Origin of the sequence: Shewanella sp. SM95 (assembly GCF_025653595.1) — a bacterium.
Lineage (GTDB): Bacteria > Pseudomonadota > Gammaproteobacteria > Enterobacterales > Shewanellaceae > Shewanella > Shewanella oncorhynchi.
Genome location: NZ_JAKKSE010000007.1, coordinates 104,903 through 123,417 on the forward strand (window position 1 = coordinate 104,903; position 18,515 = coordinate 123,417).

General features: G+C 48.2%; 15 protein-coding genes and 1 pseudogene. 11 read left to right on the forward strand and 5 right to left on the reverse strand.

Features of this window, described 5'->3' with window-relative positions; genetic code table 11:
• Window positions 1-392 precede the first annotated feature (392 nt).
• The gene (locus L5M29_RS10295) at window positions 393-899 is read left to right on the forward strand and encodes an Imm26 family immunity protein (RefSeq protein WP_263167720.1); all 507 of its coding nucleotides are present in this window, start codon (window positions 393-395) and stop codon (window positions 897-899) included.
• Window positions 900-1,285: 386 nt separating this feature from the next.
• On the opposite strand, the gene L5M29_RS10300 is transcribed toward L5M29_RS10295, so the two are convergent.
• Both L5M29_RS10300 and L5M29_RS10305 read right to left on the reverse strand, forming a co-directional pair.
• A complete protein-coding gene (locus L5M29_RS10300; protein WP_263148715.1) occupies window positions 1,286-2,389 on the reverse strand; it encodes a phosphoribosylaminoimidazolesuccinocarboxamide synthase in 1,104 nt (367 codons plus the stop codon).
• On the reverse strand, window positions 2,376-2,804 hold the full coding sequence (locus L5M29_RS10305) for a hypothetical protein (RefSeq protein ID WP_317633249.1): 429 nt from the start codon (window positions 2,802-2,804) through the stop codon (window positions 2,376-2,378). Before L5M29_RS10305 ends, L5M29_RS10300 begins: the two co-directional genes overlap by 14 nt.
• A 234-nt stretch (window positions 2,805-3,038) precedes the next feature.
• Between L5M29_RS10305 and L5M29_RS10310 the strand changes: the two genes are divergently transcribed.
• The 5 genes and pseudogenes from L5M29_RS10310 to nrfD all read left to right on the forward strand — a co-directional run bounded on the left by L5M29_RS10310 (window position 3,039) and on the right by nrfD (window position 8,553).
• Window positions 3,039-3,521 (forward strand): SRPBCC family protein, encoded by a 483-nt coding sequence (locus L5M29_RS10310; protein WP_198573395.1) that lies wholly within the window; start codon window positions 3,039-3,041, stop codon window positions 3,519-3,521.
• A gap of 104 nt (window positions 3,522-3,625) precedes the next feature.
• On the forward strand, window positions 3,626-4,288 hold the full coding sequence (locus L5M29_RS10315; RefSeq protein WP_168825635.1) for a pentapeptide repeat-containing protein: 663 nt from the start codon (window positions 3,626-3,628) through the stop codon (window positions 4,286-4,288).
• Between the two features lie 442 nt (window positions 4,289-4,730).
• Window positions 4,731-7,024, forward strand: a pseudogene (phsA, locus tag L5M29_RS10320) (thiosulfate reductase PhsA).
• 12 nt (window positions 7,025-7,036) lie between these two features.
• Window positions 7,037-7,603 carry a 4Fe-4S dicluster domain-containing protein gene (locus tag L5M29_RS10325; protein ID WP_198573398.1) on the forward strand — a complete coding sequence of 189 codons (567 nt, stop codon included), beginning with the start codon at window positions 7,037-7,039 and terminating at the stop codon, window positions 7,601-7,603.
• 2 nt (window positions 7,604-7,605) lie between these two features.
• Window positions 7,606-8,553 carry an NrfD/PsrC family molybdoenzyme membrane anchor subunit gene (gene nrfD, locus L5M29_RS10330; protein WP_105251317.1) on the forward strand — a complete coding sequence of 316 codons (948 nt, stop codon included), beginning with the start codon at window positions 7,606-7,608 and terminating at the stop codon, window positions 8,551-8,553.
• A gap of 106 nt (window positions 8,554-8,659) precedes the next feature.
• Here the strand turns inward: nrfD and L5M29_RS10335 are convergent, their stop codons facing one another.
• On the reverse strand, window positions 8,660-9,403 hold the full coding sequence (locus tag L5M29_RS10335; protein ID WP_263167722.1) for a sulfite exporter TauE/SafE family protein: 744 nt from the start codon (window positions 9,401-9,403) through the stop codon (window positions 8,660-8,662).
• A 134-nt stretch (window positions 9,404-9,537) separates the two neighbouring features.
• Window positions 9,538-9,852, reverse strand: a complete 315-nt coding sequence (metJ, locus tag L5M29_RS10340) for a met regulon transcriptional regulator MetJ (RefSeq protein ID WP_105251319.1) — start codon at window positions 9,850-9,852, stop codon at window positions 9,538-9,540.
• A gap of 212 nt (window positions 9,853-10,064) precedes the next feature.
• Here metJ and metB point away from each other — a divergent pair, with 212 nt between their 5' ends.
• The 3 genes from metB (at window position 10,065) to metF (ending at window position 14,738) form a co-directional block, all read left to right on the forward strand.
• Entirely contained in the window at window positions 10,065-11,228 is a 1,164-nt protein-coding gene (metB, locus tag L5M29_RS10345; protein ID WP_212600086.1) for a cystathionine gamma-synthase, read from the forward strand.
• Between the two features lie 11 nt (window positions 11,229-11,239).
• Window positions 11,240-13,633, forward strand: a complete 2,394-nt coding sequence (locus L5M29_RS10350; protein WP_263167723.1) for a bifunctional aspartate kinase/homoserine dehydrogenase II — start codon at window positions 11,240-11,242, stop codon at window positions 13,631-13,633.
• A gap of 217 nt (window positions 13,634-13,850) precedes the next feature.
• Window positions 13,851-14,738, forward strand: coding sequence for a methylenetetrahydrofolate reductase (gene metF / locus L5M29_RS10355; RefSeq protein WP_012088154.1), 888 nt, complete (start codon window positions 13,851-13,853; stop codon window positions 14,736-14,738).
• Between the two features lie 56 nt (window positions 14,739-14,794).
• Here the strand turns inward: metF and L5M29_RS10360 are convergent, their stop codons facing one another.
• The gene (locus L5M29_RS10360) at window positions 14,795-16,696 is read right to left on the reverse strand and encodes a methyl-accepting chemotaxis protein (protein WP_263167772.1); all 1,902 of its coding nucleotides are present in this window, start codon (window positions 16,694-16,696) and stop codon (window positions 14,795-14,797) included.
• Window positions 16,697-16,919: 223 nt separating this feature from the next.
• On the opposite strand from L5M29_RS10360, the gene slyA reads away from it, so the two are divergent.
• Both slyA and L5M29_RS10370 read left to right on the forward strand, forming a co-directional pair.
• Window positions 16,920-17,393, forward strand: a complete 474-nt coding sequence (gene slyA / locus L5M29_RS10365) for a transcriptional regulator SlyA (RefSeq protein WP_105251323.1) — start codon at window positions 16,920-16,922, stop codon at window positions 17,391-17,393.
• 8 nt (window positions 17,394-17,401) lie between these two features.
• Complete coding sequence (locus L5M29_RS10370) at window positions 17,402-18,460, forward strand: HlyD family secretion protein (RefSeq protein WP_263167724.1); 1,059 nt, start codon at window positions 17,402-17,404, stop codon at window positions 18,458-18,460.
• Window positions 18,461-18,515 lie beyond the last annotated feature (55 nt).

The following is an 18,515-nucleotide window of genomic DNA, read 5'->3' on the forward strand; positions in this document are numbered from 1 at the left end:
GCGAGGGCGCGGCCTACAAACCTCCTTGTTTAATGCTTAACCAAAGCATATTCGGAGGTTAACTACCTCGCCATTAACGATGGATGTCCATTTAGTATTTTGGATGTCCATTTAGTATTTCCATTTAGTATTCTTTAGTATTCTCATGCACAAGTCAGAGGGTATGAACAAGCGGATATTGAACATTACAAAACGTTAGATACTTCTCAGCGTGGAGTCTACACAGAAGACGGTAAATTTAATGCTGGAGCAGGCAACCGTGCTCGCTCTTACGACCCCAGCAGATTGAGTGATCCTAATGATAAGAGGGCCAAAGCGTTTGATGAAAACTATAGAAATAGAATGTCAACACATTCATCTTCGAAGAAAAAATGCTAACTTGGTGGGGGCGTATGAAAAAGATTGATGTAGGTACTTGTTTTTACATTCCGCTTGAAAGCGGTGAGTTTGGTTTCGGATACATTGTTTATGATGATCGGTTTCTCATTGTGAATATATTTGATTTTAAATCAATAAGTTGTAAGGAAATTGCCTCTGCTTTTGATCGGCCACTTTTGATTGAAGGGTGGCTAATTGATGTGGTTGTTTTCGCTAAAATAAAAAATGCAATGTACCCAAAGTGGGAGTTACTACGTAAAGTTATATATGACAACCCTAAGTTCCCTGTAAACCCTATAGTAATATATGGGCTGCCAAGCAGGCTCAAATGCCTAAATTATGTAACTGGCGACACGTTTGACGCTGTGGATAATGATATAAATATTTATCCTAGATTTATCACGAGGCATAGTGACTATTACTCTGCTTTCGTGAGGTTAAAGTATTCTGGTGTTCAGTTTGATAATCTGCGGTTTGATGAAAAGCTTGATTGCTATATACCAGTTCTCAATGGTCTGTAATTTTTTACTATTAGCAGAGGTTGTATCAATACTACATAGTTAGACATGTTGGCTGTACAGATCTAGTTATCACCTTACACCGAAACAATTTAACGAGCCGCCCATTGTTAAATTTGTAAAGTGTCTGCTTGTGAAAAGGCATACAGATTACTGAAGAGTTGGTTGAATTAAGCATTGGCATGTAAGTGACCGTTGACGGCATGGATGCCGTCGTCGAGCCCTCATGGATGAGTTCATGGCGTGTCACTGGAATGACAGTGCTTAATCATCAGCGGTGTATTGGTTAAGTTTTTGAATGACTTAAACAAAAAGGCGCCTAAGCGCCTTTTCTACTATTCAGTTATGGGTAAACCACCCAAAACCTCAGATTTGATTACAACTCTCTATTACACAATCAGATCATACTCATCTTTGAGTATCTTGATGATATCTGCCTTTGGATTCGCTGGCAGCGGGATTGGAGCGCCAGTCACTTTCTCGGCAACGCCGGTGTAAGTGCGTGACACTTGCATCATGGCCTCAAGTGGGAGGTCATTGTCGCGGGCGAGGGCTTCACGCTCTGGCATTCTGTCTTTATTGAGCAGTACATCAGGATCGGGGAAATGATTTAGCAGGAATTGGCGGAAACCTTCTTTGGAGTTTTCCAAAATCTTGCCATCGCGGTAGGCGGCGCCGTCCCAAATACGTGATGAGTCTGGAGTACCGACTTCATCCATGTAAATCAGTTTTGAATGGCCATCTTTATCGGTCACATAACCGAACTCAAATTTAGTGTCGACAAACACTTGGTCAAGTTTTGCCAGCGCGGCTGAAATCACTTTAAAGCCATCCTTTAACAGCTTCTCGTACAGGTCGATATCTTCTAACTTTTCAAAGCCAAAGGCTTGGTAGTTGGCTTCGATATCGCTGCGGCTGATGTTCACGTCATCTTGGGCTGGCACGCCTGGGATGCCGGTTAAAATACCCTTAGTCGATGGGGTGATTAACAGCTCAGGGAGCTTTTGATCTTTCTCTAAGCCTTCTGGCAGTGTGATGCCACAGAATACGCGCTCGCCCTTAGAGTAAGCGCGCCACATTGAGCCTGTGATGTACTGGCGGCAAATGGCTTCGACTTTAATGGGGCGGGCTTTCTGGACTATCCATACGAACGGGTGCGGGATATCCAAAATATGGCTGTCGGCTAGGCCGTTTTCGGCGAACAGTTTAAACCAGTGGTTAGAAATCGCGTTTAATGCCGCGCCTTTACCGGGAATGCCTTTGAGGCCACCTTCACCGTGGAAGATACAGTCGAAGGCCGAGATACGGTCGCTGATCACCATGATGGCGAGCGGGGTATCTTCGGGGACGTTATAACCCTTGGTTTTGATTAAACGGCGGCTGTCGGCATCGGTTAGCCAGTAAACGCTGCGAACCTTGCCGCTGTGGACTGGGCTGTCGGTGCGGATTGGCAAATCGTTATTCACGGCTAATACGGAATCAGCAAGACTCATGACGAGTATTCCTTAGGATAGAGAGTGTAGGGATAAGGTTTTTATAAGTGTCGGTTTGCAGATGGACTATGGCGTTAGCAACAGCCAGATTCATTGCAACCGCTTTATTATTCGCACTTGGCTTAGGGCGTAAAGCGCTCAGCCAGTTTGCGGGATTTGATGTTAAATCTTGAACAGCAAAAGGGGTATTTTCGGGCGGTGTTTGAATTGTGTTGGGTGGAGATAATTCAAGGGAGGGAACAAACGCAGGGCAAGGTTGGCACCACAGTGAAAGTGGTCTGCGAAAGCGGGCTGGGCCCGTGCCATTTTGCTCGAAAATGCTAACCATTAATCCGAGAGAACCTTGTTCTAGACTGCCGCGAAAAAGTGGCGACATTCTACCTTTTTTGACAAAATTTGCCACGGCTATTTGCATCGCTCTTTGCACAGATCTTTACACTGCTCTGTTATAGTTCTGTGGCTTGAATCTAGCGGGCGTAAGGATTTGCAAGGGAATCACGCGCTAACACTCAGTACTGAGCATGATGGAGGGCTGGTGTTCTGCGGACGAGCTAATGTTGAAGGGCTGTATTTTAGCGCGCTGATGTGCGAGCTTATGACGTAGCTGCAGCCGACAAGACCATCAAGCCAAATATCCAATGGAGGGAATATGAGCACAAGTCAGCATGTACATAATGATAATCAACGAGAGCTAGTATTAGAGCGGATTATCGATGCGCCGCCAGAAAAGCTGTTCCGCGCGTGGACCGAGCCAGAACTCCTCAAAATTTGGTTTACGCCAAGGCCGTGGACTGTGGCTAGCGCGAGCTTAGATGTGCGTGCCGGTGGTTCAAATGTGATCGTGATGCGCAGCCCTGAGGGACAGGATTTCCCGAATCGTGGCGTGTATCTCGAGGTGGTTGAGAATGAGCGCATCGTATTTACCGATGCCTTTACTGAGGCTTGGGTGCCGTCCGATAAAGCCTTTATGACGGCAACCATCATGTTTGAACCTATAGATGGTAAGACCAAGTACACTGCGCGGGTGCTGCATTGGAATAGCGAAGATAGGCAGAATCATGAGGATATGGGGTTTCATCAGGGTTGGTCTAAGGCGACCGATCAGCTTGAGGAACTCGTCGCGAGCATTTAGCCGGTGAGTCTTAAGCCTCGTATCAGAGAGTAAACAATAAGCAGTATCTAGCCCAATTGCCCTGCATATTTTATTGCTGGGGATGGGGCAGGATTAGAGGTGTTATGTCGTCACAGAAAGAAGTGCCTGTACTTAAACAATCAGTGCTTGCGCCATCGCAACTCGCGCAAAGCGCGGCTTTGCAGGGCAATAGTTTTTTATCAAAACAGTTCAATGGTTTGTCGGAATTAGCCCAAGATCTACAGGGAATCGAGTTCGAGGATTGCTGCTTCCAAGACTGCCATTTTAGCGAGAGCACTTTCCGTAAGTGCAAGTTTATCGATTGCCGCTTTGTGCGTTGCAACTTAAGTTTAGTAAAAGTGCCCCAGTGTCAGTTCAGCGGGGTGGAGTTTGAAGAGTGCAAGTTAGTCGGTATCGATTGGACCCGAGCCGCGTGGTCGCGTTTATCCTTTGCCGCGCCCTTTTCCTTTAAACAATGCATTCTAAATGATTGCTCATTTTTAGGTTTGTCCCTCGATGAAATTATCATCGAAGAGTGTAAGGCCCACGATGTCGATTTTCGCGAGGGCAGTTTTAATCAAGCCAATTTCACCTACACGGATTTTAGTCATAGTCTGTTTGGCCGAACTCAATTATTGGAGGCGGATTTCAGCGAGGCATCCAATTACGATATCGACATTTTTAACAATAAAATCAAAGGCGCTAAGTTTAGCCGCGACGAAGCGATTCGGCTGCTCAACTGCCTCGATATAGAGTTAATGGATTAATGCGATTGTAATCAGTTTGCGCCCGCTAGTGAGATGTTCTTATCCTGCTAGGGTTATCGTAATTGACTGTAATGTCAGTTTTCTTCTAAGCCGCCAGTGTCCAAACTGGCGGCTTTTTTCTGTCTTCTCCGTCGATGTAAAGCCTGTTCCCAATAAGCCTGTTGATCTTATTCACGTATTTCAAGGTCAGTCTTAGGTTTTAGTTGCGGTAGATCACACCGAGCTTCCCCATGTGGTTTACCACAATACCCACCTACCTCTTTCGGGATAACAATCTCTGTGGATGAGCAGTGTATTCAGTGTATGCCGTGTATTTTGAAGATATGGTGGCGCTGTTTTAACGCTTTATAACTAAAAAAGTAATCAAATCAGTGAGCAAACCTCTGCTCGATGGCGTCAAATGTGGCGACTGACGGGTGGGATGAGCGTGATGGAGGTAACCATGATTGAGCTTAATAGGCGAACCTTTTTAAAGGGAGCAGGAGCGAGCAGCGCCACGTGTGCGCTGGCCAGTCTGCTGCCAGTCTGCTGCCGGGCAGCTTAGCGGCATTAGAGAATAAGCAGCTAAAGGGCATGGGCAAAGACATTGCCAGTATTTGTGAAATGTGTTCGACTCGCTGCCCGATTTCGGCGCGGGTGATTGAGGGCAAAAACGTCTTCATTAGTGGCAACAAGGCCGCTAAATCCTTTGGCGGTAAAGTGTGTGCCCGTGGCGGCGCAGGCCATAGTTTATTGTACGATCCACAGCGTATCGTTAAACCGTTAAAGCGGGTCGGTGAGCGCGGCGAAGGCAAATGGGCTGAGATCAGTTGGGATGAAGCTTATAAATTAATCGCTGAAAACCTCAATAAAATCAAAAAAGAACATGGCCCAGAAGCCGTGGCATTCTCGTCAAAATCTGGCTCACAAGAAAAGCATTTGTTTCACCTTGCGACCGCCTTTGGTAGTCCAAATACCTTTACCCACGCGTCGACTTGCCCTGGTGGTTATGAAATTGCCGCTAAGGCTATTTTTGGCACTAAGGTCAAACGTGATTTAAGTAACTCTAAATACATCATTAACTTCGGCCATAACCTGTACGAAGGCATCAATATGTCCGAAACCCGCGGCATGATGGCGGCGCAAATGGACAAAGGTGCCAAGCTGGTGGTGTTCGAGCCAAGATTCTCCATTGTGGCCGACAAGGCCGATGAATGGTACGCCATTCGTCCCGGAACAGACGTGGCCGTCGCCTTGGCGTTATGCCATGTATTGATTGAAGATAATCTTTACGACAAGGCATTTGTCGCGCGTTATGTGGAAGGCTTCGAAGCCTTTGCCGCCGAAGTGAAAGCCTATACCCCTGAATGGGCTGAAACCATCTCCGATGTGCCTGCCAAAGACATTCGTCGTATCGCCCACGAATATGCCGCTAAAGCACCCCATGCTGTGGTCGATTTTGGTCACAGAGCCACCTTTACCACCGAAGAGTTTGAGATGCGCCGCGCCCTTTACGCCGCTAACGTCTTGATTGGTAATATTGAGCGTAAGGGCGGGATTTATATTGGCCAGAAACCCGGTGATTACAACAAGCTTGCCGGTGAAGCGGTTGCGCCCGTATTGGCAAAACCTGGCGTGAAAGACATGCCAAAACCAGCAGCGAAACGTATCGATCAGGTGGAAGAACAGTACGCCATGATGTGGACATCGGGCGGCGTTTACCAAACCATTCTCGATGCCACGTTAAGCGCTGTACCTTACCAGTTACACGGCTGGGTGATGTCACGCACTAACCCAATGCAAACCATGACAGACAGAGCACGCGTTGTTGAAGCGATGAAAAAGCTCGACTTTATCGCCGTGTGTGATGTGTATATCAGCGAAACCGCCGCCTATGCGGACGTGATTTTACCTGAATCGACTTATCTTGAACGTGATGAAGAAATTGCTGATAAGTCAGGTAAAAATCCGGCCTATTATGTGCGCCAACGGGTCGTTGAAACCTTAGGTGATACTAAGCCTTCTTGGCAGATCTTTAAGGATGTGGGTGTGGCTATGGGCCTTGGCGAGTTCTATCCATGGGAAAACATGGAAACCCTGCAAATGCTGCAGGTGAACCGCGACACTGACCTGCTGCGCCGGATCAAAGACGAAGGTTTTGTGAGCTTCGGTAAGCCAATTATGTTGTGCGAGCCTAAGATGGTTGCCGAGTTTATTAAGGCATACCCCAATGCGCGACCTGCCGATGAAGACGGCACTTACGCCAGCGCACTGACCTTTAAAACCCCTAGTGGCAAGATTGAACTCACTTCCGCGAAAGTCGAAGCCATGGCACCGGGCCGTGGGGTGATCAAGTTCCGCGAAGTGAATCTTAAAAAAGCAGATGAGCTGTACTTTATCCAAGGCAAAGTGGCGGTGCACACCAATGGCGCAACCCACAATGTGCCTATGCTCGCTAACCTGATGTCGGATAACGCTGTGTGGGTTCACCCTGTTACTGCGGGCAAATTAGGGATCAGCAATGGCGACCCAATCCGCCTCACCAGCAGTGTTGGCACAGAAGAAGGCCATGCCTTAGTCACGCCGGGTATTCGCCAAGATACTGTGTTTGCTTACATGGGCTTTGGTTCTAAAAACAAAGAGTTGGTCAGAGCAACGGGCAAAGGTATCCACTGCGGTAACTTACTGCCGCACGTTACTGCTCCTGTGTGTGGCATGACAGTGCACACCACGGGCGTCACGCTGGCAAAGCGCTAATCGGAGGCTTAAATGAATAAACGATATGTAATGGTGCACGACGAGAATAAGTGCATCGGCTGCCAAGCTTGTAACGTGGCGTGTCGCAGTGAAAATGGCGTACCCGAAGGCGTAACTCGTCTGCAAGTGCGTGTGGAAGGCCCCTTTGGTGAGATGCCCAATCTGCATTTCAAATATCACAGGGTATCTTGCCAGCAATGTGAAGATGCACCCTGCGTTAAGGTGTGCCCAACAGGCGCGGCCTATGTGGGTGAAGACGGCATTATCTCTATCCATACCGAGAAGTGTGTCGGCTGTATGTACTGTGTGGCAGCGTGCCCTTATAAAGTGCGCTTTATGAACCCAGAAACCAAGGCGGCGGATAAGTGTAACTTCTGTAAAGACAGTCGTTTAGCACGGGGCGAAGAGCCAGCGTGTGTGACAGTGTGTCCAACCGATGCCTTAGTGTTTGGTGATGCCAATGATCCAAGCAGTGAAGTGGCCATCATGCTCAACACTAAAATCACTTACCAAGATAAAACCCATTTGGGCACAAAACCTAGGGTATATCGCGTTCCTACCAAAAGAGGGGGGATTTGATTATGAACAATACTTGGGGCGACATGGCGCAATATGATCCTGTCACTTGGCACTGGGTCATCGCCGTTTACCTGTTTATGGCGGGGTTATCCGCGGGCAGTTTATTGATTGGCATTGGTTTACGCTGGGCGAATAAGGAACTCAGCGCGGGAGCTGAAAGCAGCATTCTTAAGGCGGCAGCCATTATTGGGCCTGTAGCAATTAGCTTAGGTCTAGCTTGCTTAGTGTTTGACTTAACCAAACCATTCCACTTCTGGTTGATCTTAATTCACTATAACTTCCAGTCTGTGATGGCAATCGGGGTACTGGCGCTGCTGGCGTATTCTCCCTTAGCTTTTGCGTACGCCATTATTGTGCTGCGGGATGACTTACCAAAATGGGGTTTGGGTTTCCTAACACCTATCGCTAAGTTACTTATGCCATTTCGAAAGCTGATTGAAGTATTGTTGTTTGTCCTCGCCATTGGCGTAGGGGCTTACACTGGCTTCTTAATTTCGGCGATGAATGCCTATCCTATGCTCAACACTGCGGTACTGCCTGCGCTGTTTTTAGTGTCAGGTCTATCGGCGGGCGCTGCGGCAAATGCGGTACTGGCGTTGCTGATGTTTAAGACGGACAGCCACGACAAAACCTTAGTGAAGATGCACGGTTTAGAATTGCCTGTGATGGCGATTGAAATCCTGTTCCTGTTCATGTTGTTCTGCGCCTTGTACTTCAAGGGCGGCGCGGCGGCTGCGGCCTTAGCATCGTTAACGTCTGGGCTATGGGCAAGCGTGTTCTGGATAGGCGTTGTCGGTATTGGCTTTGGTATTCCATTGCTGTTTATGCTGCTACCCGCCGCGACTCGCCACACTAAGGGCGCGATGATCATGGTGGCTTGTGCGAGCTTAACGGGCGTACTCGCCTTAAGACACTTTATTGTGTACGCAGGGCAAAGCTATTTAAGCTGAGTGTAAGCTGGCTTTACATATTGATAGATAAAGAAAAAGCACTGGCAATGTCAGTGCTTTTTTATTGTTTGAATCTTCAGATGATTTGCCATTACAAGCGGGACGCTTATTGGGGTAATAACTCGATAACCGACTTCATCGTTAGCACTAAGGCGCTGATACTGCACAGGACTAACGTCGCCATCTTTGTCTTCTCTTTATCGACACGGCCCACTAATCGTCCTGCGACTAAGTAACCTAAAATCACTGAGGGGAGCAGCATCAACGACAGCCACAGATGTTTTAATTCTAATAAGCCAGTGATCGCTAAAATGATCAGTGCAATCATGGAGCTAAAAATGAAAAAGGCCGACAGGGCAGCGCGAAACTGCGAGGCATCTTTGCCTGCCAACAAAATCGCCATCGGCGGGCCACCAATCGCGGCGATATTGCCGAAGATCCCTGAAACCACGCCCGCACCGAAGAGGGTTTTCTTATTCACTGGCAGGCTGAATTTATACAGGCTGAGGATCACTGCGACAGTCACAATGGCGGCGATGGATAAACCGAGTATGGGTTGAGGCGCAAACAGCAACAGGCTCGCGCCGATAAAACCGCCGGGCACGCGGCCTATGAGCGCATATTGCAAGCCATTGAATTCTAAGTGACCGCGTTCACGCACTAAGGTCAGCAGGGCGATGGAGAAACCCATAGCAATAACAGGCGCAGGTACAAGTTGTGGATCGACGATATACAGCAAAGGACTGGCGACAACCGCAAGCCCAAACCCAATAAGACTTTGGGTTAATGCGCCCAGAAACACGACCAGCGAGGCTAAGGCGAGTGTCTGTGGATCTATCATAGAAAACATAGGATTTCCTATATCCCAAACCAACTCAAGATGGTGAAATTTAAAGTTTGAAGTCGCTTGGGTATAAACAAAAAGGGATCGTTAACGATCCCTATTGATGAGCACTGTGATATGACTTTGAAAGCGACGAGTCGCTATTCCATGTCTTCCCACTCTATTCCCATTTGATCCATCAACAACTTGGCTTCGGCGGGAATGCTGTCTGGGTTATCTTTTGACAGATCTTCATCGTTGGGCAATGGCTGGCCAGTGTAGGCGTGCAAAAATGCCTCACACAACAGCTCGCTGTTGGTGGCGTGACGCAAATTATTGACCTGACGACGAGTACGTTCGTCCGTGAGGACCTTAAGCACTTTGAGCGGAATAGACACAGTAATTTTTTTTACTTGTTCATTCTTCTTGCCATGTTCAGCATAGGGGCTGATGTATTCCCCATTCCATTCAGTCATTGACTCACCTGTTATAACGCTAAATTCGGGGCAGATTTTAAACCCTTACAAAGAACAGTCAAATTATTGCTACTATTTCTTTGTGATTGCAAACAGATTTCTTTATGTTCAGACGTCTAAACGTCTTCACGCCTATTGACGATGGCGTTGGGCTTAGGTACATTTAGACGTCCAGACATCTCTATCAGTCTACCGAATTTAGGAGTCCACCCATGGCAGAGCGTCAATTAGCCACACTGGCTGTGCGTCAGGGTATCGAAAGCGATACTCAATATGGCGCAGTTGTGCCACCGATTTATTTGTCGACTAATTACGCCTTCGATGGTCATAAAAATCCCCGCGAATTCGATTACAGTCGTTCAGGCAACCCAACGCGCTGCATTTTAGGCGAAGCATTAGCGCAATTAGAAAAGGGTGCCACTGGCATAGTGACCTGCACTGGCATGGCGGCCATCACCTTAGTGACGACTTTGCTCGGCCCCGATGACCTATTGGTTGTGCCCCATGATTGCTATGGCGGTTCCTACCGTTTATTTACCAACTTGGCGAAGAAAGGCCAGTTTAAGCTCATTGTGGTCGACCAAACCGACAGCCAAGCGTTAGCCGCCGCCATTGCCCAGAATCCTAAGATGGTGTGGCTCGAAACCCCATCGAACCCGTTATTGCGTGTGGTAGATATCGAAGCCATTGCTAAGGTGAGCCATGAGGTCGGCGCGCTGGTGGTGGTCGATAACACCTTTTTATCGCCGATATTGCAACAACCCCTATTGTTAGGCGCGGATATCGTTATCCACTCCACCACTAAATATATCAATGGTCACAGCGATGTAGTCGGCGGCGCAGTGGTCGCCAAAGACGCGCAAATCGGCGAAAGCTTACATTGGTGGTCGAACACTCTAGGCTTAACGGGGTCAGCCTTTGACAGTTATCTGACCCTGCGAGGCCTGCGTACCTTAGCTGTGCGTATTCGCGAGCATCAAACCAATGCCCAGCGTATTATTGAGGTATTAACGCAAAGCCCTGTGGTGAGTAAAGTCTATTACCCAGGGCTTGCGGATCACCCAGGTCACGCCATTGCGGCCAAGCAACAACAGGGCTTTGGCGCTATGCTGAGCTTTGAGCTCAAAGGCGGCGAGGCCGAAGTGGTGGCCTTTTTAGGTGCACTCAGCTTATTTAGCGTGGCGGAAAGTTTAGGTGGCGTCGAAAGTTTAGTGGCAGTGCCCGCCACTATGACCCACAGAGCCATGGAGCCGCAGGCGCGCTTCGAGGCTGGTATTAAGGACACCCTATTGCGTCTATCGGTGGGTATTGAAGATGCCGCCGATTTAGTTGCAGATATTCAAGCAGGATTAGCCGCCGTTGCGGCTTGTCAGTAGAGGAATAATAGATGGCACGTTGTCACTTACATAAATTTGGTGGCTCCAGTTTAGCGGATGCCGATTGTTATCGCCGAGTCGCCCATATCCTGTTAACCCACGGTCATAGTGATGATCTTGTGGTGGTCTCTGCGGCGGGTAAAAGCACGAATTTCCTGTATAAATTATTAGCGCTGCGTGATGCGGGTCAGCTATGGCAAGAAGAGTTACAAGTGCTGATCAGCTACCAACAGGGGTTGATTGAGCAGTTGTTGTCGAATGAACAAGCCCGCGATCTGCGTGAGCGTTTGGCCACGGATAAAGCGCAGCTCATCAGCTTATTGTCCTTAGATACCCGCAACGATTACCAAATTAACCATGTGGTAAGCTTTGGCGAACGTTGGTCGGCACGCCTGATGGCGGCGCTGCTGCGTGAATCGGGCGTGGCGGCAAGCCATGTGGATGCCTGTTCAATTTTAGTGGCCGATGAAGCCGCTGTGCCGCAAATTCGGGTACAAGAATCCCGCGCTAAAGTACAAGCCCTATTAGCCGCCCACCCAAATGAACGGCTGGTGATCACCGGCTTTATCTGCGCTAACGAGCGTGGCGATACCTTGTTACTTGGTCGTAATGGTTCAGATTTTAGCGCCAGCCTGATTGCGAGTCTCGCTGATATCGAGCGCGTGACCATTTGGACCGATGTGGAAGGGGTGTTCAACGCCGATCCTAATAAAATCAACGATGCCAAGTTACTGAAAAGCATGTCACTTGCCGAAGCCGATCGCCTAGCGCGTTTAGGCTCGCCAGTATTGCATTCGCGCACTTTGCAGCCGTTATTCAATACCGAAGTGAGCTTAGCGGTGCGTTCAAGTTATGCGTCCCACACCGACTTTACCTTAATCGCGCCCCACAGTTCGTCGGCGAGCGCGCCTGTGGTGACTAATCTCAATGCTGTTGTCCTGTTCGGCTTTAAACTCACGGGTGAGTTAACCCGTTTATTAGATTTATTGATCGCCGCGGGTTTAACGCCATTGGCCCATTGGACCTCTGCCCATCAAAGGGTTGAACTTGCCTATACCGCTGAGAATCAAAAACAAGTTCAAAGATTACTCGATGCCGAGGCAGGAGCATTAGGGATCAGCGAGCAGCAGATCAATACAGATTTTGGTTTAGTCGCATTAGTGAGTGCCGACGCCGAACATTATCGTCGCAGCTTTGCCCGTTTACTGAGCCGTGATGCTAAACCTTTGTTCAGTGGCGATTTAAGTTTAGTGACGTTAGTGCCCCAGTCACAGGTGAATCTGTTAACCCAAAAAGTCCATCGTCGCTGCGCTGGCCCGCGTAAACGCATTGGTGTCCTGCTGCTCGGTGTGGGTAATATCGGTGAGGCTTGGATCGATCTGTTTAAGTCGGTTTCACCATCATTGGACCATGAACTCGAAGCCAGTGTTGAGTTAGTCGGTTTAGTCAGTTCGAGTAAAGCCTTGATTAAATCCACTGGGATTAATCTTGCCGCGTGGCAAACAGAGTTTAATACTGAAGCAACGCCTTGGCAGTATGAACATTTATTCGAGCAATTAGAGCAAGTTAACTGCGATGAGCTGGTGGCCTTAGATATCAGTGCCAGCGCCAGTTTGACGCTGCAATATCCAGAATTGTTCGAGCGTGGCATCCATGTGGTGAGCGCGAATAAACTTGCGGGCTCGGGTCCACTGCCTTTCTATCGAGAGTTAAAGCAGCAACTGGGTAACCGTCGCTTATTTTGGCGCTATAACGCCAGTTGTGGCGCAGGTTTACCCATCCAACATGCGCTAAATGATCTGCGTAACAGCGGTGATAGCGTTGAAGCGGTAGGTGGGATTTTCTCTGGCACCTTGTGTTGGTTGTTTGAGAAATACGATACCAGCAAGCCTTTCTCTGAATTAGTGATTGAAGCCAGAGGTTTAGGCATCACTGAACCCGATCCCCGCGATGATCTCTCCGGCCGTGATATGCAGCGTAAACTGCTTATTTTGGCCCGTGAAATAGGCCTTGAAATCGAGCTTGAAGATATTGAGCTGCGCTCACTCGTACCAGCCGCTTTGGCGGATATTCCCTTAGATCAATTTCTCACCCGCATTGCCGAGTTAGATGCCGATCTGCTGCAACAGTATGGTGCGGCGGCGGAGCAAAATAAGGTGCTCAGATATGTGGCATCCTTAGACAACAGCGGCCCAGAGCTCAAAGCCGAAGTCGGTTTGCAATGGATTGATGCCCATCATCCCTACGCTAATTTGACCCCAGGCGATAACGTGTTTGTGATCCGCAGCGTCTTCTATCAAGGTAACCCGTTGATCATCCGTGGACCGGGCGCAGGACGCGAAGTGACCGCGGCGGCGGTGCAGTCGGATCTAACGCAGATCTGTCGCGATCTCTTGCAAGAGTAGACTGAAATTCAGCAGCTTAAAGGACTCATTCGAGTCCTTTTTTATTGGCTAGAATAAATCTATCGAATTAACCGAGATTAAATGCGGTTTATGGACATTTTTTGGCTTGACTTACATCTCAGTTTCTCTAGTATATGGACATATAGACGTCCGAACGTCCATTTGAACTAATTCATAATAGCAAAGAGTAGCGCCAAGGGCGGTTGAGGAAATACACATGGCTTTTCATCACGCACAACATTCACAATCGCTGAACCAGAGCTTGTCTGAGCTTAATGGCGATATTAATGTTTCTTTTGAGTTTTTCCCGCCATCGACCCCCGAAATGGAACAGATCCTGTGGAACTCTATCCGTCGTTTAGAGCCGCTGAATCCTAAGTTTGTGTCTGTGACTTACGGTGCTAACTCAGGTGTTCGCGATCGCACCCACGGCGTGATTGAACGTATCCAACAGGAAACCGACCTCGTTGCCGCGCCGCACTTAACCTTAGTGGATGCCAGCGATGAAGAGCTGTTAGAACTGGCTAAGCATTACTGGAAATCGGGCATTCGTGACATAGTGGCACTGCGGGGTGATTTACCTGCGGGCAGCCCCAAGCCCACTCGTTTTGCGGTCGATTTAGTGCGTTTACTGCGCTCAGTGGCTGACTTTGATATTTCAGTTGCGGCCTATCCAGAAGTGCATCCCGATGCGAGTAATGCACAGGCTGATTTGATCAACCTTAAGCGCAAGATTGATGCGGGCGCCAGCCGTGCCATTACCCAATTTTTCTTCGATGTGGAATCTTACCTGCGTTTTCGTGATCGCTGCGTTGCCGCCGGTATCGACGTTGAAATTGTGCCGGGTATTTTACCTGTGACTAACTTTACCCAGCTAAAACGTTTCGCGGGCATGACCAATGTGTCGTTACCGAATTGGTTACATAAGCAATTCGACGGTCTAGAAAACGATGCGGGTACACGCCAATTGGTGGGGGCAAACGTGGCCATCGACATGGTGAAAGTGCTGTCCCGCGAAGGCGTGAAGGATTTCCATTTTTACACCTTAAATCGCGCCGAATTGACCTACGCGATTTGCCACACTTTAGGCGTGCGTCCTAAATAAAACCTTATAAAATAAGCGAATAAAAACGCCGCAGAGAATGCGGCGTTTTGTTTTGTTTAAATTCTAAATTGAGCTAATAAAGTTGTTAAACGGGCTGCGAGTTGGGCAAGTTCATCGCCAGCGCGTGCGGTTTGTACCGCACTATCTGTCGCATTGGTCGCAATATCATTGATGTTATTAACATTTTTATTAATCTCAGCCGAAACCGCACATTGCTCATTTGCAGCGCTGGCGATCTGGATATTCATCTGGCTAATGGTGGAAACCGCATGGGTAATGGCTTCGAGTGCTTCACCCGCTTGGTGAACTTGGGATACACAGCTTTGGGTGGTACGGGTGCTGGTTTCCATCGCATTGACTGTGGACTTAGCTTTATGCTGAAGTGCTTCGATCATCTGCTGAATTTCCGTTGTAGATGCTTGAGTACGGCTCGCCAGAGTGCGTACTTCATCGGCAACGACCGCAAATCCTCGACCTTGTTCACCCGCCCTTGCGGCTTCAATTGCCGCATTGAGTGCGAGTAAATTAGTTTGGTCGGCAATATTACGGATAACCACAAGTACAGAATCAATTTCAGCGGTATTACGCTCTAATTCATTGATTTCACTCGCTGCTGTGGCTATTTCCTCGGCTAATATGGCGATAGTGGTTACCACTTTTTGTACAACCAATTTGCCTTGTTCGGTTGAGTCATTGGCATGATTGGCGGCATCGGCCGCATCGGTCGCGTTATGGGCAACTTCGTGAACCGTTGCGGCCATTTCATTCATTGCGGTGGCAACTTGCTCGGTTTCGAGGTGCTGACGACTCGCCATCTTCTGGGTTTCCCGCGTAATGCTCGACATTTCTTCAGCAGAGGTGGCGAGCAGGCTTGTTGAGTCGGCGACGTGGGAAACTGTGTTGTGGATTTTTTCTACAAAGCGGTTGAATCCCATCGATAATTCAGCAATTTCATCCTTACCTTTTACCGCGATTCTGCGGGTTAAATCGCCTTCACCTTCAGCGATATCATTCATGGCTTGGGTGGTTTCAGCGATAGGGCGAGTAATGCCTTTGGCAATAAACCAAGCAATGGCAGTTCCAATGACCAGAGCCACTAAACCGATAAGGATCAACTTAAGGCGAATATCCGCTATCGCTTGTTCTGAATGGGTTCTATCCATCGCAATATCGAGTACGCCAAACACGTTTCCTGAGTAATCTTTTATGGCGTGGCGATACAGGGCGTAGGTTTTGTTATTTAAGGAAATAGTGCGTATGACTTCATGGCCTTGCATGACGTTATTGAGTTCATCTGTCGCTTGGGTATCAGGCGTGAATGTAGCGCCAAATAACTTATATCCAGAATCATCTGGCAAGATGAGAGCAATTTCTGCTTGATAGGCTTGTTTAAAATTATCAAAAAAGGGTTGACCAAAGGACATGCCAAACTCAACTGATCCTGTGTGTTGCCCGTTGTAACTCATTGGAACTAAACCACGAATACCTAATCCTTCCACTCCATATTCCAAGCCGTAAAGAGGGCGCTTTTGGCTATTTGTTTCAACTATGGTCTTGCGTATGCTGGTGAGATCATCGCCAAATTTTTCAGGACGATGCAAGCGTAAAAAAGAAGTGGCTGGTGGCCTATGAAATTGGAATTGCTGAACCGCAAAATCGCGCTTAAGTTGGGTAAATATAGGTAAGGTACGCGCGGTGAGTTCATCACGTTCACCTGTTGCAAAGGTGCTTTGAACTTCTGGCGTGAGTGAGATGATGGTTGCCATTGCTTCGGCTAATTTGCCCGATGAGGCTATCTCGGCAACAGCGGTTTCATAGATCTTATGGAGTTCTCTTTGCTCGGATTCTGCAACTTGGCGACTGAATTCAGAGAGAACGAGCGGCATGATAAAGCTCATTACTGTTAACAGTAATAGACAGATCCCAATAACGATCCTCGTACTAATTTTTAGATTTATCAAAACAGCCTCCAATTCATGTGCAAATCAACTCAATTTATCCGTTTGATATTATAGAGATACAACTTGATAAGATTTGAGAGGGCGCGAACCTTTTTAAGTTATTTATTCCCTCTTACGCTCGTTTCGTGCCCTTGGACACAGATCTATTTTGGGCCTAAATATTTACTTAGCCTGCTAACTAAGTATAATGCTTAGCACGCTAACTAAGTGGGTGAGCAAGATGCAAAAAGAATTAGAGCGACTAAAAGAGTTATCACTGGCGGAGCATTTAGGCCGTCTGCATCGACTGTGGCGTACCGTGGCCGATGTTGAGCTGGCACCTTTAGGATTAACTCATCCCCGTTGGACTGCCCTTTGGAAACTGCTGCGTTTAGGCGACAGTGTTAGCCAAAAAGTGTTGGCCGATGCCTTAGAAATTGAATTGGCTTCGCTAATGCGCACCTTAGGGCAATTAGAAGAGCAAGGTTTAGTCGAGCGTCATTGTTGTGACAAAGATAAGCGGGCAAGGATTGTGAGCCTGACGCCAGCGGGATTAGATGTTTTAAAGCAAATGGAAGCGCGGATTATTCAAGTGCGCCGTGAGTTATTAGGCGGGATCAGTGCTGAAGAGTTGAGCGAATTTGAACGCATTATTAGCCTGATCAGCGACAACGCCAGCGCCAAATTAACCAAGGTTACAGACACCCTTTTGTGAGAAAGAAGATGACACCGGATCAACAGTTTGCCCGTTTAGTAAAATTTGCCATGTTTGGCTTTGTGATGGTTTTTGGCTATTTCATGCTGGCCGACACTATGATGCCATTGACGCCTCAAGCCATGGCGACCCGTGTAGTGACGAAAGTGACACCGCAGATCAGCGGTAAAATCCAGACTATAGCCGTGACCAATAACCAAGCGGTTGCCAAGGGTGATTTGTTGTTTCAAGTCGATCCCGCACCCTATGAGTTAGCGGTATCGCAAGCTAAATTGGCCTTAGAGCAAGCCCGTCAAGATAATGCTGAGTTAGATGCTTCGCTACTGGCTGCTAAGGCCGAGGTCAATGCCAATAAAACTACCTCACAACAAAAACGCAGTGAGGCTAAACGTCTCGATGCCCTGTATGCCACCCATGGCGTATCGCAGCAGCAAAAGGAGCTAGCCGATAGCGATGCCGCAGCTGCTGAAGCTAATGTGCTTGCCGCCAATGCGCGTTTAGAAAAACTCAAAGTGAGTCGTGGCAGTTATGGCGAAGAGAATCTTAAAGTGCGTCAGGCGCAAAACCATTTAGCCCAAGCCGAGCTTAATCTGTCTTACACCCAAATACGTGCCGATCAAGATGGGATAGTGACTAACTTGCAATTAGAAGTCGGTAGTTTTGCGACCGTGGGGCAACCTCTGTTGGCCGTGGTATCGGATAAAGTGGATATTATTGCCGATTTTCGCGAGAAGAGCCTGCGTGGCGTGAATGCTTCTTCGACCGCTTTGATTGCGTTCGATGGCGAACCTGGGCGTTTATATCGTGCGACGGTGAGCAGTGTCGATGCGGGCGTGAGTGCTGGGCAATTCGATGCCAATGGCCGTTTAGCCGCGCCGCAGGAATCGGACCGTTGGGTACGTGATGCCCAAAGATTGAGATTACATCTAGTGTTAGATGGTATGGCAATCAACAGCTTACCTGCGGGTGCGCGCGCGACCGTGCAACTGCTGCCCGAGAATAGCCTGTTTAGCTTGCTCGCTAAGGTGCAGATTAAAGCAATCAGCTTGCTGCACTATATTTACTAGCCTATTTACTAGAATGTTTACTAGCGTATTTACCAGCATATTTATCGGCATATCC

Excerpts from the sequence above, each read along its gene's own strand:
- L5M29_RS10295 (WP_263167720.1), top strand. The coding sequence starts at position 393 with ATGAAAAAGATTGATGTAGGTACTTGTTTTTACATTCCGCTTGAAAGC.
- L5M29_RS10300 (WP_263148715.1), bottom strand. The coding sequence starts at position 2,389 with ATGAGTCTTGCTGATTCCGTATTAGCCGTGAATAACGATTTGCCAATC.
- L5M29_RS10305 (WP_317633249.1), bottom strand. The coding sequence starts at position 2,804 with ATGCAAATAGCCGTGGCAAATTTTGTCAAAAAAGGTAGAATGTCGCCA.
- L5M29_RS10310 (WP_198573395.1), top strand. The coding sequence starts at position 3,039 with ATGAGCACAAGTCAGCATGTACATAATGATAATCAACGAGAGCTAGTA.
- L5M29_RS10315 (WP_168825635.1), top strand. The coding sequence starts at position 3,626 with ATGTCGTCACAGAAAGAAGTGCCTGTACTTAAACAATCAGTGCTTGCG.
- L5M29_RS10325 (WP_198573398.1), top strand. The coding sequence starts at position 7,037 with ATGAATAAACGATATGTAATGGTGCACGACGAGAATAAGTGCATCGGC.
- nrfD (WP_105251317.1), top strand. The coding sequence starts at position 7,606 with ATGAACAATACTTGGGGCGACATGGCGCAATATGATCCTGTCACTTGG.
- L5M29_RS10335 (WP_263167722.1), bottom strand. The coding sequence starts at position 9,403 with ATGTTTTCTATGATAGATCCACAGACACTCGCCTTAGCCTCGCTGGTC.
- metJ (WP_105251319.1), bottom strand. The coding sequence starts at position 9,852 with ATGACTGAATGGAATGGGGAATACATCAGCCCCTATGCTGAACATGGC.
- metB (WP_212600086.1), top strand. The coding sequence starts at position 10,065 with ATGGCAGAGCGTCAATTAGCCACACTGGCTGTGCGTCAGGGTATCGAA.
- L5M29_RS10350 (WP_263167723.1), top strand. The coding sequence starts at position 11,240 with ATGGCACGTTGTCACTTACATAAATTTGGTGGCTCCAGTTTAGCGGAT.
- metF (WP_012088154.1), top strand. The coding sequence starts at position 13,851 with ATGGCTTTTCATCACGCACAACATTCACAATCGCTGAACCAGAGCTTG.
- slyA (WP_105251323.1), top strand. The coding sequence starts at position 16,920 with ATGCAAAAAGAATTAGAGCGACTAAAAGAGTTATCACTGGCGGAGCAT.
- L5M29_RS10370 (WP_263167724.1), top strand. The coding sequence starts at position 17,402 with ATGACACCGGATCAACAGTTTGCCCGTTTAGTAAAATTTGCCATGTTT.